Genomic DNA, 13,773 nt, shown 5'->3' with positions numbered 1-13,773 from the left:
TTCGAGTGGCGCGGACGACCGTCCGCACAGCGGGCAGGCTCATTCGACGGGTAACTCGCAATTGTGTCAAGGGCCACATATCGGCCCGTTCGCCGCGGCCGTCAGTGCGGCATGCGGATGACGGGCTTGACGACCGCACCGCTGTGCGAGGCCTCGACGGCGTCGGCGATGTCCTCCAGCGCGAAGAACTGGACCAGCCGGTCGAACGGGAACCGCCCCTGGGTGTGCAGATCCATCAGGGACGTGATCAGCGCCTGCCCCTGGCCGCTGCCCCCGAGGGTGCCCCGGATGGTCTTGCCCCACAGCGTGCTCAGGTGATCGGCGCTGAACTCCGCCCCCGCCGGCGCGCCACCGATGAGCAGCGCGGTCCCGAGCATGCCCACCGAGTCGATCGCCTGTCGCAGCACGGAGACGACGCCGGTGCAGTCCAGCGCGGCGTCGGCCGGGCCACCGCAGATGTCGTTGACCGCGCCGACCGGATCGGTGTCCGTGGCGTCGATCGTGTGGGTGGCGCCCAGGTCGGCCGCGAGCCGGAGCCGGGCGGCGTGCCGGTCGACGGCGATGATGGTCGTGGCCGGCGAGCACCGGGCGGCCATCACCGCGGCCAGCCCCACGGTGCCGGCGCCGTAGACGACGATCGACGAGCCGGGCTCCGGGCGCAGGGTGTTGAACACGGCGCCGGCGCCGGTGGCCAGCCCGCAGGCCAGCGGCCCCATCAGCTCGACCGGCAGCCCTGCCGGGACGGGCACGAGCGAGGACGCCGAGGTCATCGCGTACGTGGCGAACGACGACTGGCCGAAGAAGTGGCTGCCCAGCGGGCCCCCGTCGGGGGTCCGCAGCGCCGAGCCGCGACCTCCGGGGCGCTGGCCCGCGCCGACGAGCTCCCCCAGGTCCAGGCAGTAGCGCGGCTCACCGGCCAGGCAGTTGCGGCACCGCCCGCAGTACGGCCAGCCGAGGACGACGTCCTGACCCTCGCGGACGCCGGTGACGCCCTCCCCCACCGCGACCACCGTGCCGGCACCCTCGTGCCCCAGGACGCCGGGCAGCGGGAACGGCAGGTCGCCGTCGCGGGCGATCCCGTCGGTGTGGCAGTAGCCGGTCGCCGCGATCCTGACCAGCACGTCACCGGGCCCCGGGTCCTCCAGCTCGACGGGTCGGACCACGAAGGGACCGTGCAGCTCTTCGACGACGGCGGCGGTGATGCGCACAACGGGCTCCTCGCGACGTGCGGACCCGGCCGAGTCCCCGGCCGTGGTTCCCACCATGGTGCGGTGCGCACCCGGCCGCCGCAGCGGACGAGGCGGGGACCCGCGCCGGTCAGCCGCTGCGGCCGGCAGCACCGTTCCCGTCGACCCCGGCGGGGGCCTCCCGCGGTCTCGCCGACAGCTCGGCCCGCAGCGCGGTCACCTCCTGCATCAGGGCACGGACGTCGCGGCGGGTGGCCGTCTGGCTCTCCTCGCCGACCTCCTGCACCCGCTCGACCAGCCACGAGGCGAAGGTCGCGGTCACCACGCCCAGCAGCGCGATGCCGGCCAGCATCAGGCCCGCGGCGATCACCCGGCCCTCCGTCGTCACCGGGTACCGGTCGCCGTAGCCGACCGTCGTGACGGTCGCGAACGCCCACCACAGGGAGTCACCGAAGCCGTCGACATTGGCGTCGGGGTGATCGCCCTCGGCATCGAGCAGGGCCAGCGCGGCGACGAAGATGATCAGCGACGTCGCCCCGCAGACGTAGACGATCACCCGGCCGCGCAGCGACTGCCCGGCGTGCCGGTTGAGCACGGTCAGCAACGTGACCAGGCGCAGCAGCCGGAGCGGTCGCAGCAGCGGCAGCACGACGACCGCCAGGTCGAACAGGTGGGACCGGACGAACGCCCAGCGCCGTCGGGACAGGGCGAGGCGGGCGGCGTAGTCGACGGCGAACGCGCTCCACGCCACCCACGTGGCCGCCTGGCAGACCCGCGGCCAGGGGGCCGCCAGGTCCTGGTCGAGGATCGGCCAGGCGTAGGCGGCGAGGAAGACCAGCGCGGCGAGAGTCAGCGGCCACTCCGCGGCGCGCTCCCACCGCTCGCGGCGATGCTCCGTCGGAAGGGGGTGGGACATGACGCCGCACGTTAGCCGCGGCGCGAGGTCCTCCCTCCGTGCGGCGTCCGATCGGACCGCCGCGTCCGGCCTCGATCACGCCGCACGACCGCGACCGCCACGACGATGACCAGTGTGCTGCTGATCGCGGGGACGACATCCCCGGTGGCCTCGGTGGCCGACGTCAGGTTGAAGGCCGTGTGCCACGCCGCCGCCAGCAGCACGCTGTGCCCGGCTCCGCGGTAGATCCAGGTCAGCACCACCGATCCCGCGGCGAGGCCGATCGTCCAGCCCAGGATCCCGAGCGCGCCGAACGACCGGAACGAGTCGTTGATCCAGAACAGCGGGAGGTGCCAGCCCGCCCACAGCGCGCCGACGACCACAGCGGTCGCGGTGAGCCCGCGCCGGGCCAGCAGCCTCTCGACGGCGAACCCTCGCCAGCCCGTCTCCTCGCCGAGACCGTTGACGACGAAGGCGACGACGAGCATCCCGGCGAGCCCGAGCTCGCCCATTCCGGAATAGCGCGAGAACGCCTGCAGCCCCGGGATGTCGTCCCCCGTGAGCAACGGGACGACGAGCCCGAGGAGGGCGAGCGCGGCCGTGCCGGCGACCAGCAGCCACCAGGACCAGCCGACCCGCCACCGCACCACCCGCGCGCCGAGTTCGGCGACCCCGGGGCGCCCCTCGATCACCACCGTCACGACCACGGCGGCGACGGCCGGCCCCAGCAGTCCGGGCAGGTGGGTGGGCCACCCGTCACCCCGCCGGACGACGTCGCCACGCACGAGCATCGGCACCCACCACGCCCACGACGACCCGTAGGCCAGCAGGGCGTAGGTCAGGACGGCGTGGTCGCGGACCCAGCTGCGCACCCGGCGATCGTGGCGGGTGCCGGCCCCGGCCACGAGGGCCCTGGGACCCGATCCGGAGCCCTCGGGCGGCCGCCGACCCGGCCGGTCAGCCCTCCTGCATCACCGAGAGGACGTTGCCGGCCGGGTCGGTGAACCAGGCGATCAGCGGGCCACCGGCGCGCATGATGCCCTTCTCGTCGGTGGGCGGGTACTCGTAGCGCTGGAAGCGGACCCCGCGGGCGGCCAGCTCGTCGACGGCCTTCTCGATGTCGGGCACCGGGAAGTTGAGCACCGTGAAGGTCGCCGGCACGTGGTCGGGCTTGGCGTAGACCAGCACGCTGGTCCCCCCGCCGAGGTGGAGGCGGAGGATGCCGTCCATGGCCTCGTCGGTGACCCGCAGGCCGAGGGTCTCCTGGTAGAAGTGGCGGGCGGCGTCGGCGTCGTCCACGGAGAAGCCGCTGAAGGCAGGGCTGTCGCTGAGCATCGGAAGTCCCCTCTCGAAGGTCCTCCTGCTAGGACCGGCCGGGGCACCGCGAGTCATCGGCCCCTGGACCGGCGGTCGGCGGCGTACACGCGGCACCCCCCTCTCCCTCCCCCCAAGGGGCGAGTCCGTGCCGGTGGGCTGCAGCCGCTGCCGCCCCCGGTCGATGACCGGTGCGTGAGGATTGCAGCGGCCATCGCGGAGGTCACCTCGATCGCGGAGGCGGAGACCGAGGACGTCGTCCTGTCGCGCACCCTCGAGGTGGCCCAGGCGCTCTGCGCCGCCCCCGTGGCCGCCGGGCACCTGACCGGTCCGGACGGCGCCGTCTCGCTGCACACCGACCGCGGGCTGACCGAGTGCCCCGGCGCGCGGACGACCGCTCTCCTCGTCCCCCTCACCGCCCAGGGGCAGGCCGTCGGCGAGCTCACCCTCGGCCGGCCCGCCGGGGCGCGGCCCTTCACCCCCCGGCAGCGGAGCGTCGCCGAGGCACTCGGCCGTCAGGCCGGCGCCGTGCTCACCCGGCTGCGGCAGCACCGGGCCGGTCAGGACCTGCTCGACGGCCTGGGGCTCACCGAGCGCCGGGCCGACGACGACCCGCGGCACGACGACGGGTACTCCCCGGTCGTGCACCGCCTGCTGGCCACCGCACGCGCCGTCCTGGGGATGCCACTCACCTTCCTCTCCCGGATCGAGGGCGACCGGCAGACCTTCGTGGCGGTGGACGCCGACGGCGGCCCCGACCTGGCACCCGGCACCACGATCGACGCCGCCGACGGGTACTGCACGCTGCTCCTGGCCGGCACCATCCCCGCGGCCGTCCCGGACGTGCCGGCACATCCGCTCCTGGGCGCCATGCCCGTCACCGCGGACCTGGGCGTGGGTGCCTACTGCGGTGTCCCGGTCCGCCGGCCGGACGGCTCGGTGTACGGCACCCTCTGCGGCCTGGGCACCGACAGCGGCAGCTCGCCGACCCACGGGCAGATCGAGGCCCTCACGGTCATCGCCGGTCTCATCGGGCACAGCCTGGCCCAGGAGGAGCAGTCGGCACGCCGGAGCGACGCCGACCGGGCCGCCTTCGGTGCGCTGGTCGACGGCCCCGGGCGCAGCATGGTCGTCCAGCCGATCGTCGAGCTCGACGGCGGCCGGGTGGTCGGCTTCGAGGCGCTGTCCCGCTTCCGGTCGACGGACGGGGCGGCGGTGGCACCCGACCAGGTGTTCCGCCAGAGCCGCGACCTGGGATTCCAGGTCTACCTCGAGCAGCAGGCCGCCCGGTCCGCCCTGGCGCTGCTGCCCCTGCTCCCGGCCGACACGTACCTGTCGGTCAACTTCTCCCCCGCGACGCTGCTCGACCCCGTGACCGCCGCACTGCTCGACCGCACCCCGCCCGGCCGCCTGGTCGTGGAACTGACCGAGCACGAGGAGGTGGTGGACTACGCGACGCTCCGCCAGGCACTCGCCGGGCTGCGGGCGCGCGGGCTCCGGATCGCGATCGACGACACCGGCGCCGGCTTCGCCAGCCTGCAGCATCTGACCCAGCTGGCCCCCGACATCATCAAGTTGGACGTGGCGTTCGTCCGCGACGTCGAGCACGACCCGGCCTGCCGGGCGATCGCCCGCGCGATCGCCGGCTACGCCGAGGAGATGGGCGTCGCCCTCGTCGCCGAGGGCATCGAGACGGCCGAGCAGGCCGCGACCCTGCGCCGGCTCGGCGCCCGCTTCGGCCAGGGCTACCACTTCGGCCGCCCCGAGGCGCCGGCAGTGCTCCCGGCACCGCGGCGCCCGGCCGCGCCCCGGACCCGCGCCCGTCGGGCGTAGGGACGCTCAGCGGGTCAGTCGACCAGCGTCGGCAGACCGAGCGTCTGGAACAGGTCGTTGTCGAGGTCGAGGAAGCTCGAGATGTGGGCGATCCGGCCGCCGTCGACCTCGAGCACGTGCAGAGCCCACGGTGCCCGACCACCCCCCTCGCGCGGCTTGTACTGCGCGAACGCCGGCGTGCCGTTGGCGCTCATCGGCACCACCACCGAGCCGCGGCAGGCCGCTCCCGGGCCGAGCATCCAGGCGCCGATGTCGTCGCGGCCCTTCAGCCACATCTCGAACGGCGGCATGTGCTGGGTGGCGTCCTCGTGCAGCAGCTTCACGAACGCGTCGATGTCGTAGCGCTCGAACGCGTCGACGTAGCGGGCCAGCAGCTCCCGGTCGTCGGCGTCCAGCGGCCGGGGTGCGGGCGCACCGCCGGCGGCGGACAGCGTGGCCCGTGCCCGCTGCAGCGCACTGTTGACCGAGGCGACCGTCGTGTCGAGCAGCTCGGCCACCTCGTCGGCCTTCCACCGCAGCACCTCGCGCAGGATCAGCACGGCGCGCTGGCGCGGTGGCAGGTGCTGCAGCGCGGCGACGAAGGCCAGCCGGATCGACTCCCTGGCCACCGCCTGCTCGGCCGGGTCGCCGTCCTCGGGCAGCACCTGCCGGTCGAGCACCGGCTCGATCCACGCCGTGGCCGGGCGCCGCCCGGCGAGCGAGGCCTGCACCGGCGGGAACGGGGAGCCGGCCAGGTCCATCGGCAGCGCGCGGCGCTGCCGGCCGGACAGCTGGTCGAGGCAGACGTTGGTCGCGATCCGGTAGAGCCACGACCGCAGCGCCGACCGGCCCTCGAAGTCCGCCAGCCCGCGCCAGGCCCGCACCATCGTCTCCTGCACCGCGTCCTCGGCGTCGAAGGACGAACCGAGCATCCGGTAGCAGTAGCCGGTCAGCTCCCGCCGGTGCTCGAGCAGACGGGGATCGAGCTGATCCGCCGGGCCGATCGCCACGCTGGTCACGGAGACCACCCCTCGAAGTCGATGTGCCGGTCAGCACACCACAGGACACCGACAATCCGGGAGGGCCGTCGTCCTACTGGTAGGTCACCAGCTCCGGGAGCGGGCTGACCTGGGCGATCGTCTGCTCCGGGGTGAGCATCGGGACGTCCTCGTCGTAGAAGTTCTTCCAGCCCCAGTACACCCCCTCGGGAGCGTTGCCCTGGAGCGCCTGCCAGGTCGCCTGCTTGGAGCCCTGCGGCCCCTGCCCGTCGGCGTGGATCAGGATCGCCAGCTCGTCACGGCCCATGTCCAGCCGCTCGAGACCGGGCAGCATGTCGATCCGGAACTGGTGCAGGACCAGCAGCTTCTGCGGCAGCGCGTTCTCCCGCGTCAGGTCCGCCAGCCAGGCCACCACCGCGTTGACCTCCTCGATCGCCACCGAGCCGATCCGGACCAGGTGCACGTCGTTGGGCCCGAGCCGCCACTCCGGGTCGAGGGCCAGCCCCACGTACGGCAGTTCCAGGAGCGGGCGGTACAGCTCGGCCTGGGTGACGAAGTCGGTGCGGCCCGGCTGCAGGTCCAGGACGACGTAGAGCCCGGCCGCTCCCGCCGCCTCGACCCACGGCCGGATCTCGGCGATGTCGGTCTCGTTGGAGTAGTTGCCGTCCGGCCCCGCGAAGGCCGAGGCGACCGTCGCGATGATCTCGAAGGCCGGCACGACCGTGGCGTCGACCAGCGGCTGGTAGGGGGCCGCGTGCGCCCGCGCCCGCTCGATCGCCGCCTCCACCGGCTGCTCCCCCATCACGCCCAGCGCACCGGTGCCGGGGTGGCCGTAGAGCGCCACCATCATCTTCCCCGGGAAGAGCACCTGGCCGCCGCCGGGCAACTGGGTCCCGGTGGCGGCCGTCTCCAGCTTCCAGTCCAGCCCGTCCTCCGCGGCGAAGCCGGCCCCCAGCGCGACCACGTGCTCGGCGTCGTCCTCGGCGAGGGTGCTGATCAGCTCCTCCGACGCGCGCGGATCGGTGGCCCCGTCGGTGACCAGCACGCGGGCCCCGGCCGCGCGGGCCGTGGCCGTGCCGGCCAGCCCGGCAGGATCGCCGGTGACCAGCACCAGGGTGCTCGCCAGCGGCTCGCCGCCCTCGATCTCGGGGAGCTCGCCGTCCGCGGCGCGCGCGCCGTCCTCGTCCGACCGTCCGCCGCCCTGGGGCAGGAGCGCGGCCGGGTCGTCGGGGTCCAGCGCCGCGACCGCGGCCACGTCGGCGCCCTCGGCGACCGGCTCCGTCCCGGCGAGGTCCCGGCCGAGCAGCTCGGCGACCGCACCCGGTTCGGCGGGCACCCCGATGACCTGGACGTCGTCCTCCGACGGGGACGACGACGGCGAGTCCGACTCCGACTCCGACTCCGGCGCGGGCGCGGCGTCCCCGACGGCGAGCACGGTCGTCGTCCCGAGCCGGTCCAGCTCGGCCAGGACCGGCTCCTCCACCCTGTTCCCGTCGGCACCCACCAGCAACGGCACACCCAGCGCGACGGCGGCCGAGGCACCCAGCAGCATCCCGGCCCGGTCGTCCTCCGCGGCCAGGACGGCCACCCCGGCAACGGCGAAGAAGGTGCGGCTCGCGCTCACCGCGGCGGCCACCGGGTCCTCGTCCGCGACGAGGGTCAGCCGCTCCCCCGGCGCCGCGGTGGTGACCTGCGCGACCTGCTCCTCCGGCTCGGACCCGCCCTCCCCGGAGCCGGTGCAGGCACCGGTGAAGAGCAGGGCGGTCAGGGCGATCGGCAGCGCGCGGGAGCGCACGGGCATCCTCCGTCCGCCGGGCACGCCGGTGGCGCAGGGGCACGACGACGACGGCAGACCCAGCCCGGCCGACCCTACCGGGGGTCGGTGCTGGACACCGCCGCTCGCGGCCGGGAGCATCCCGGCCGAGATGAGCACGCGACAGTCGGGCCGGCCCGATCCCCGACCGGCCAGCCAGCGGGATGGGTCGGCGCCGTCGCCGGCAGCAGGCTCGACGGCATGAGCACCGCCGTCCTCCCGCCGATGACCACCACCGCGCCCGCGCCCCACCCCGGCCTCCGCGCCCGCGTGCGCCGGCTGGGCGTCGACAGCGGCTACGTCCTGGTCGGTTTCCCCGTCGCGATCGCCGCCTTCGTGGTGGTCATCACCGGCCTGGCCGTCGGCGCCGGGCTGCTGGTGATCTGGGCGGGCGTCGCCGTCCTGGCCGGCACGCTCCTGGCCGCCCGCGGGTTCGCCGCGCTGGAGCGCGCCCAGCTGCCCGCCGTGCTCGGCCGCCCGGTGCCGGTCCCGGCCTACCGCGCCGGGGAGGGCGGTGTGATCCGGCGGACGGTCACCCCGCTGCGCGACCCGCAGACCTGGCTCGACGCGCTGCACGCGGTGCTCCGGCTGCCCGTCGCCGTCCTCTCCTTCGTCGTCGCGGTCACGTTCTGGGCCGGCGCGCTGGGCGGCCTCACCTACGGCGCCTGGGACTGGGCGCTGCCCGACGCCTCGGGGGACCCGGACAACACCGACCTGCTCGAGCTGCTCGGCCTGCAGAGCTCGGCCGGGAGCCGCATCGCGCTCTACACCGGGATCGGGGTCGCCTTCGCCGCCGCCCTGCCGTTCGCCGTCCGTGGCGTCGCGCTGCTGCAGGCGTCCCTCGGACGCGTCCTGCTCACCTCCCGGGCGGCCACCCAGGCCGAGCTTGGCCGGCTGTCCCAGGGCCGGGACGCCGCGGTCGCCGCCGAGGCCGTGGCACTGCGCCGGCTCGAGCGCGACATCCACGACGGCCCCCAGCAGCAGCTGGTGCGGCTGAACATGGACCTCGCCCGTGCCCAGCGGACGATGGAGCGCGACCCCGAGGCCGCCCGCGCGGCACTGGGCGAGGCGGCCGGCCTGGCCCGGGAGACCCTCGAGGACCTCCGCGCCCTCTCCCGTGGCATCGCGCCGCCCGTGCTGGCCGACCGGGGGCTGGCCGCGGCGCTGGCCGCCGTCGCCGCCCGGTCCCCCGTCCCGGTGGACCTCGCGGTCGACCTGCCGGGCGAGCGGCTCGCGCCGGTCACCGAGAACACCGCCTACTTCGTCGTCAGCGAGGCGCTGGCCAACGCCGCCAAGCACAGCGACGCCACCACCTGCCGGGTCGAGGTGACCTGCACCGGCGACCGGCTGCGGGTGGTCGTCGAGGACGACGGCGTCGGTGGCGCGGTGCTCGCGCCCGGGCACGGCCTGGCCGGCCTGGCCGACCGGCTGCAGGCGGTCGACGGCACGCTCGCCGTGGACAGCCCGCGCGGCGGCCCGACCCGGATGACCGCGGAGCTGCCGTGCGCGTCGTGATCGCCGACGACTCGGTGCTGCTCCGGGAGGGCCTGGTCCGCCTGCTCGAGGAGGCCGGCACGGAGGTGGTCGCCGCGGTCGGCGACGGCCCCTCGCTGGTCCGGGCGGTGCGCGAGCACCGCCCGGACGTCGCCGTCGTCGACGTCCGGATGCCGCCGACGCACACCGACGAGGGCCTGCGGGCCGCGGTCGAGGCGCGCCGGGAGGCACCCGGGACGGCGGTGCTCGTGCTGTCCCAGTACGTGGAGGTGGCCTACGCCGACGAGCTGCTCGCCGACGGTGCCGGCGGGGTGGGCTACCTGCTCAAGGACCGGGTGGCCGACGTGGACACCTTCCTCGAGGCGCTGGAGGACGTCGTCGGCGGTGGCACCGTGCTGGACCCGCAGGTGGTGGCCCAGCTGTTCGCCCGCCGGCGGGCCGACGACCCGGTGCGCCGGCTCACCCCGCGGGAGCGGGAGGTGCTGGGGCTGATCGCGGAGGGCCACTCCAACGGCGCGATCGCCCGGGCCCTCGTCGTCACGCCGGGAGCGGTGGAGAAGCACACCCAGCACATCTTCGCCAAGCTCGGCCTCGCCCAGGACGAGGACCAGCACCGCCGCGTGATGGCCACCCTCGCCTACCTGCGGGGCTGAGTCATTCCCGGCCCAGCGCCCGCTCGACGTTGCTGACCATCCGGCGGAGCACGAGGATCGTCCGCTCGTACTCCGGCCGGGACAGCCCGTCGGCGACGTGCCGGCGGACGCGGTCCACGGCCCGGGCGACGCGGTCGTGCGCCGCTGCGCCGTCCGGGGTGAGCCCGGCGCGATCGGCGACCGGGCGGCCGACCCAGCCGCGGGCGACCAGGTCGGTGAGCACGGCGTCGGCGTCGCCGGGGGCGTCGGGCAGCGCCGCCCGGACCGCGGCCTCGTCGGCCGGCCCGGCGGCCAGCGCGTGCAGCAGCTGCCAGTGCCGGCGGGTCAGGCCCTCGCCGGTGACGACGGCGTCGACGGCCTCCTCGAGCAACGCGTCGAGCCGCTTGACCCACCAGGCGATGGGCCGTTCCTCCACCATGCGGGAATCCTGGCAGCGTCCCGGCTCCCGGCAACTCGATCGCGTCCCGTCGCACCCGACCGGTAGACAGATGCCGTGCCCGATCTCCGCGACCAGCTGCGCCCCATCACCCCCGACGAGTGGCCGCGCTTCTCGCGCGCCATGGTCACCGTCTTCGGCGACGACGCCACCGGCCCGTGGTTCGGGTCCCCGCCCGCGGTCGCCGAGCTGGACCGCTCCCTCGCCCTGTTCGACGGGGACCGGGTGGCGGCGACCTCCGGCGTCTACAGCTTCCGGATGAGCGTGCCGGGCGGGGCGCCCGTGCCCTGCGCGGGCATCACGTGGATCACCGTGTCCCCCACGCACCGCCGGCAGGGCGTGCTGACGGCGATCATGCGGCGGCAGCTCGACGCGATCCACGAGGCGGGCCGCGAGCCCGTCGCCGCCCTGTGGGCCGCCGAGGCGTCGATCTACGGCCGGTTCGGCTACGCCACCGCCTCCTGGAAGGGCGGGTGGACCGGCCGCACCGAGCGGCTGCGGATCCGCCCCGACGTCGACCTCGGCACCGGCACCGTGCGGCTGGTCGACCTCGAGGAGTTCCGGCCGGCCGCCGAGGGCGTGTACGAGACGGTGCGGCGGTTCGTCCCCGGCAACCTGGCCCGTACCGGTGACTGGTGGGACCGGGTGCTGCGCGACGAGCCGGACCAGCGCAGGGGCGCCACGGCCCGCCAGCACGTGCTGCACGTCGAGGCCGACGGCACGCCGACCGGCTACGCCACCTACCGGCTGAAGTCCGCCTGGACCGACGGGGCCGAGCCCGACGGGAAGCTGATCGCCGGTGAGGTGCGCGCCATGACGACGGCGGGCTACGCGTCCCTGTGGCGGTACCTGTTCTCGCACGACCTGGTGCGCACCGTCGAGGCGCCGCAGCAGCCCTACGACGACCCGATCCGGCACCAGCTGGTCGACCTGCGCGCGCTGCGCGCCCGCCCCGTCGACGGGCTGTGGGTGCGGGTCGTCGACGTCGGTCCGGCGCTGTCGGCCCGCCGCTACCCCGCGCCGATCGACCTGGTGCTGGAGGTCGAGGACCCGTTCTGCCCGTGGAACAGCGGCCGCTGGCACCTGTGGGGGCATCCGGCCGGCGCGTTCTGCGACCGCACCGACCGCGACCCCGACATCGCCCTGGGCATCGAGGAGCTCTCCGCCGTCTACCTGGGCGGGGTCTCGATGGCCGCGCTGCAGCAGGCCGGGCGGGTGCGCGAGATCAGCCCCGGCGCGGTGACGCTGGCGTCCACGGCGTTCGGCTGGCCGGTGGCCCCCTGGTGCCCGGACGACTTCTGACATGACCGCCGCCTGGGACGACGCGCGCCGGGCCTTCGCCGACGCGGCGCAGTGGTTCGTCGCCACGGCCGGGCTCGTCGGTGACCGGTGGGACCAGCCGGGGCTGGGTGAGTGGGACGTGCGCGCCCTGGTCGGTCACACCAGCCGGTCGCTGCTCACCGTCGAGGCCTACCTCGGCCGTCCGGCACCCGCCGTGGAGATCGGCTCGGCGGTGGAGTACGTCCGCGCCACGAGCGCGATGGCCGCCGGTGCGGCCGTCGCCGAGCGCGGGACCGCGGCCGGGGCCGCGCTCGGCGACGACCCGGCGGACGCGGTGGCCGGGATCGCCCGGCGCGTGCTCGCCCTCGTGGGGACGACGGACGGCAGCGAGCCGGTGACGACGATCGCCGGCGGCATGCGGCTGGCCGACTACCTGCCGACGCGGACGTTCGAGCTGGCCGAGCACACCGCCGACCTCGCGAGCGCGCTCGGCCTGCCCCCGGAGGTCCCGCCGACGGCCGCCGCCGAGGCCCTGCGCCTGGTCGCCGACCTCGCCGTCGCGGGCGGCCGCGCCGGTCCGCTGCTGCTGGCCGCGACCGGCCGGCCGGGGCTGCCTGCGGGGTTCTCGGTGCTCTGATGAAGGACCCCGCTGCCCCCCACGCCTCGCTCCGCTCGGCGCGGGCCCCTGCAGCGGGGCCGTTCCATCAGGTCACGTGGTCGGCTGACCGCCGGCGGGACGGTGGCGGTCGCGCTCGTAGTCGCTGATCAGGCCGATCCGGCGGACGTGCCGCTCGTCGCCGCTGAAGTCGGTGCGCAGGAACTCCAGCACCAGGTCCGCCGCCTCCTCGGGGCTGTGCTGGCGCGCCCCGATGGAGACGACGTTCGCGTCGTTGTGCTGGCGGGCCAGCTGCGCGGTCGCGGTGTTCCAGACCAGCGCGGCGCGCACCCCGGGCACCTTGTTGGCCGCGATCTGCTCGCCGTTCCCCGACCCCCCGATGACGACGCCGAGGCTCCCCGGCTCGGTCACCGTCCGCTCCCCCACCTCGAAGCAGAACGGCGGGTAGTCGTCCTGGGCGTCGTAGCTGAACGCACCGCAGTCGACCGGCTCGTGGCCGGCGTCGGCGAGCACCCGCTTCAGGTGCTCCTTGAACTCGAGCCCGGCGTGGTCGGTACCGATGAAGACGCGCACGGAACCGAGTCTGTCAGGCTCGGGCCGTGGCGGTGCTGGGGGTCGACGGCTGGCGCGGACGCTGGGCGGGGGCACTGCTGGACGGCCGGACGGTGCGGCTGATGGCCCTGGACGACGTCCCCGCCGTGCTCGCCGTCCCCGATGTGGAGCTGATCGCCATCGACATGCCGATCGGGCTGTCGGAGACCGGTGCCCGCGCCTGCGACGTCGCGGCGCGCCGGCTGATGGGGCCGCTCGGTAGCTCGATCTTCCCGGCACCGGTGCGCGCCGTGCTCGCCACCGACGACTACGCCGAGGCCCGACGGATCTCGCGGGCCTGCACCGACCCACCCCGCGCGCCGTCCGCCCAGGCGTTCCAGCTGGTGAAGGGCATCCGTGCGCTGGACGACGCGCTGGGCGATCCGCCGACCGACCGGGTGGTCGAGGTGCACCCCGAGCTGGCCTTCCGCGCCCTCTCGGACGACGTCCGCGACCGGAAGGGCAGCGCCCGCGGGACGGTGCAGCGGCTGCGTGCGCTGCGCGCGATCATGGACGTCGAGGAAGCCCTGGCCGGCGCCCCGGCGGGCGTGCCGGTGATCGACGCGCTGGACGCGTGTGCCGCCGCGTGGTCGGCCGCCCGCCTGGCCCGCGACGAGGGCGAGTGCGTCGGCGACGGCGCCGTCGACGGCCGGGGCCGCCCGATGCGCATCTGCTGGTAGCGG

14 protein-coding genes are annotated in these 13,773 nt (G+C 75.4%); 6 read left to right on the top strand and 8 right to left on the bottom strand.

Annotated features, from left to right (window positions below):
• Nucleotides 1-101 precede the first annotated feature (101 nt).
• The 4 genes from BM142_RS04890 to BM142_RS04875 all read right to left on the bottom strand — a co-directional run bounded on the left by BM142_RS04890 (nucleotide 102) and on the right by BM142_RS04875 (nucleotide 3,417).
• Nucleotides 102-1,208, bottom strand: coding sequence for an NAD(P)-dependent alcohol dehydrogenase (locus BM142_RS04890; protein WP_092195657.1), 1,107 nt, complete (start codon nucleotides 1,206-1,208; stop codon nucleotides 102-104).
• Between the two features lie 109 nt (nucleotides 1,209-1,317).
• A complete protein-coding gene (locus tag BM142_RS04885; protein WP_092195656.1) occupies nucleotides 1,318-2,103 on the bottom strand; it encodes a potassium channel family protein in 786 nt (261 codons plus the stop codon).
• An 11-nt stretch (nucleotides 2,104-2,114) separates the two neighbouring features.
• On the bottom strand, nucleotides 2,115-2,954 hold the full coding sequence (locus BM142_RS04880; protein ID WP_139228768.1) for a CPBP family intramembrane glutamic endopeptidase: 840 nt from the start codon (nucleotides 2,952-2,954) through the stop codon (nucleotides 2,115-2,117).
• 85 nt (nucleotides 2,955-3,039) lie between these two features.
• On the bottom strand, nucleotides 3,040-3,417 hold the full coding sequence (locus BM142_RS04875) for a VOC family protein (RefSeq protein WP_092195654.1): 378 nt from the start codon (nucleotides 3,415-3,417) through the stop codon (nucleotides 3,040-3,042).
• A 174-nt stretch (nucleotides 3,418-3,591) separates the two neighbouring features.
• Here BM142_RS04875 and BM142_RS04870 point away from each other — a divergent pair, with 174 nt between their 5' ends.
• On the top strand, nucleotides 3,592-5,229 hold the full coding sequence (locus tag BM142_RS04870) for an EAL domain-containing protein (RefSeq protein WP_092195653.1): 1,638 nt from the start codon (nucleotides 3,592-3,594) through the stop codon (nucleotides 5,227-5,229).
• Between the two features lie 14 nt (nucleotides 5,230-5,243).
• Here the strand turns inward: BM142_RS04870 and BM142_RS04865 are convergent, their stop codons facing one another.
• Nucleotides 5,244-6,227 carry a sigma-70 family RNA polymerase sigma factor gene (locus BM142_RS04865; protein WP_092195884.1) on the bottom strand — a complete coding sequence of 328 codons (984 nt, stop codon included), beginning with the start codon at nucleotides 6,225-6,227 and terminating at the stop codon, nucleotides 5,244-5,246.
• A 73-nt stretch (nucleotides 6,228-6,300) separates the two neighbouring features.
• Nucleotides 6,301-8,007 carry a hypothetical protein gene (locus tag BM142_RS04860; RefSeq protein WP_254790546.1) on the bottom strand — a complete coding sequence of 569 codons (1,707 nt, stop codon included), beginning with the start codon at nucleotides 8,005-8,007 and terminating at the stop codon, nucleotides 6,301-6,303.
• A gap of 213 nt (nucleotides 8,008-8,220) precedes the next feature.
• On the opposite strand from BM142_RS04860, the gene BM142_RS04855 reads away from it, so the two are divergent.
• The gene (locus tag BM142_RS04855) at nucleotides 8,221-9,534 is read left to right on the top strand and encodes a sensor histidine kinase (RefSeq protein ID WP_217640574.1); all 1,314 of its coding nucleotides are present in this window, start codon (nucleotides 8,221-8,223) and stop codon (nucleotides 9,532-9,534) included.
• Nucleotides 9,522-10,166 (top strand): response regulator transcription factor, encoded by a 645-nt coding sequence (locus BM142_RS04850; RefSeq protein WP_092195651.1) that lies wholly within the window; start codon nucleotides 9,522-9,524, stop codon nucleotides 10,164-10,166. Before BM142_RS04855 ends, BM142_RS04850 begins: the two co-directional genes overlap by 13 nt.
• Nucleotide 10,167: 1 nt before the next feature.
• Here BM142_RS04850 and BM142_RS04845 read toward each other — a convergent pair whose 3' ends face one another.
• The gene (locus BM142_RS04845; protein ID WP_092195650.1) at nucleotides 10,168-10,584 is read right to left on the bottom strand and encodes a hypothetical protein; all 417 of its coding nucleotides are present in this window, start codon (nucleotides 10,582-10,584) and stop codon (nucleotides 10,168-10,170) included.
• A gap of 75 nt (nucleotides 10,585-10,659) precedes the next feature.
• Between BM142_RS04845 and BM142_RS04840 the strand changes: the two genes are divergently transcribed.
• Entirely contained in the window at nucleotides 10,660-11,904 is a 1,245-nt protein-coding gene (locus tag BM142_RS04840) for a GNAT family N-acetyltransferase (RefSeq protein ID WP_092195649.1), read from the top strand.
• Between the two features lies 1 nt (nucleotide 11,905).
• The gene (locus BM142_RS04835) at nucleotides 11,906-12,520 is read left to right on the top strand and encodes a DinB family protein (RefSeq protein ID WP_092195648.1); all 615 of its coding nucleotides are present in this window, start codon (nucleotides 11,906-11,908) and stop codon (nucleotides 12,518-12,520) included.
• 72 nt (nucleotides 12,521-12,592) lie between these two features.
• On the opposite strand, the gene BM142_RS04830 is transcribed toward BM142_RS04835, so the two are convergent.
• Entirely contained in the window at nucleotides 12,593-13,072 is a 480-nt protein-coding gene (locus tag BM142_RS04830) for a ribose-5-phosphate isomerase (protein WP_092195647.1), read from the bottom strand.
• Nucleotides 13,073-13,098: 26 nt separating this feature from the next.
• Between BM142_RS04830 and BM142_RS04825 the strand changes: the two genes are divergently transcribed.
• Complete coding sequence (locus tag BM142_RS04825; RefSeq protein WP_092195646.1) at nucleotides 13,099-13,770, top strand: DUF429 domain-containing protein; 672 nt, start codon at nucleotides 13,099-13,101, stop codon at nucleotides 13,768-13,770.
• Nucleotides 13,771-13,773: the final 3 nt, after the last annotated feature.

Origin of the sequence: Blastococcus tunisiensis (assembly GCF_900112815.1) — a bacterium.
In the GTDB taxonomy this organism is placed as follows: domain Bacteria; phylum Actinomycetota; class Actinomycetes; order Mycobacteriales; family Geodermatophilaceae; genus Blastococcus_B; species Blastococcus_B tunisiensis.
Note: the sequence above shows the minus strand (reverse complement) of the source record. Positions and strands in the feature narration are given on the sequence as shown.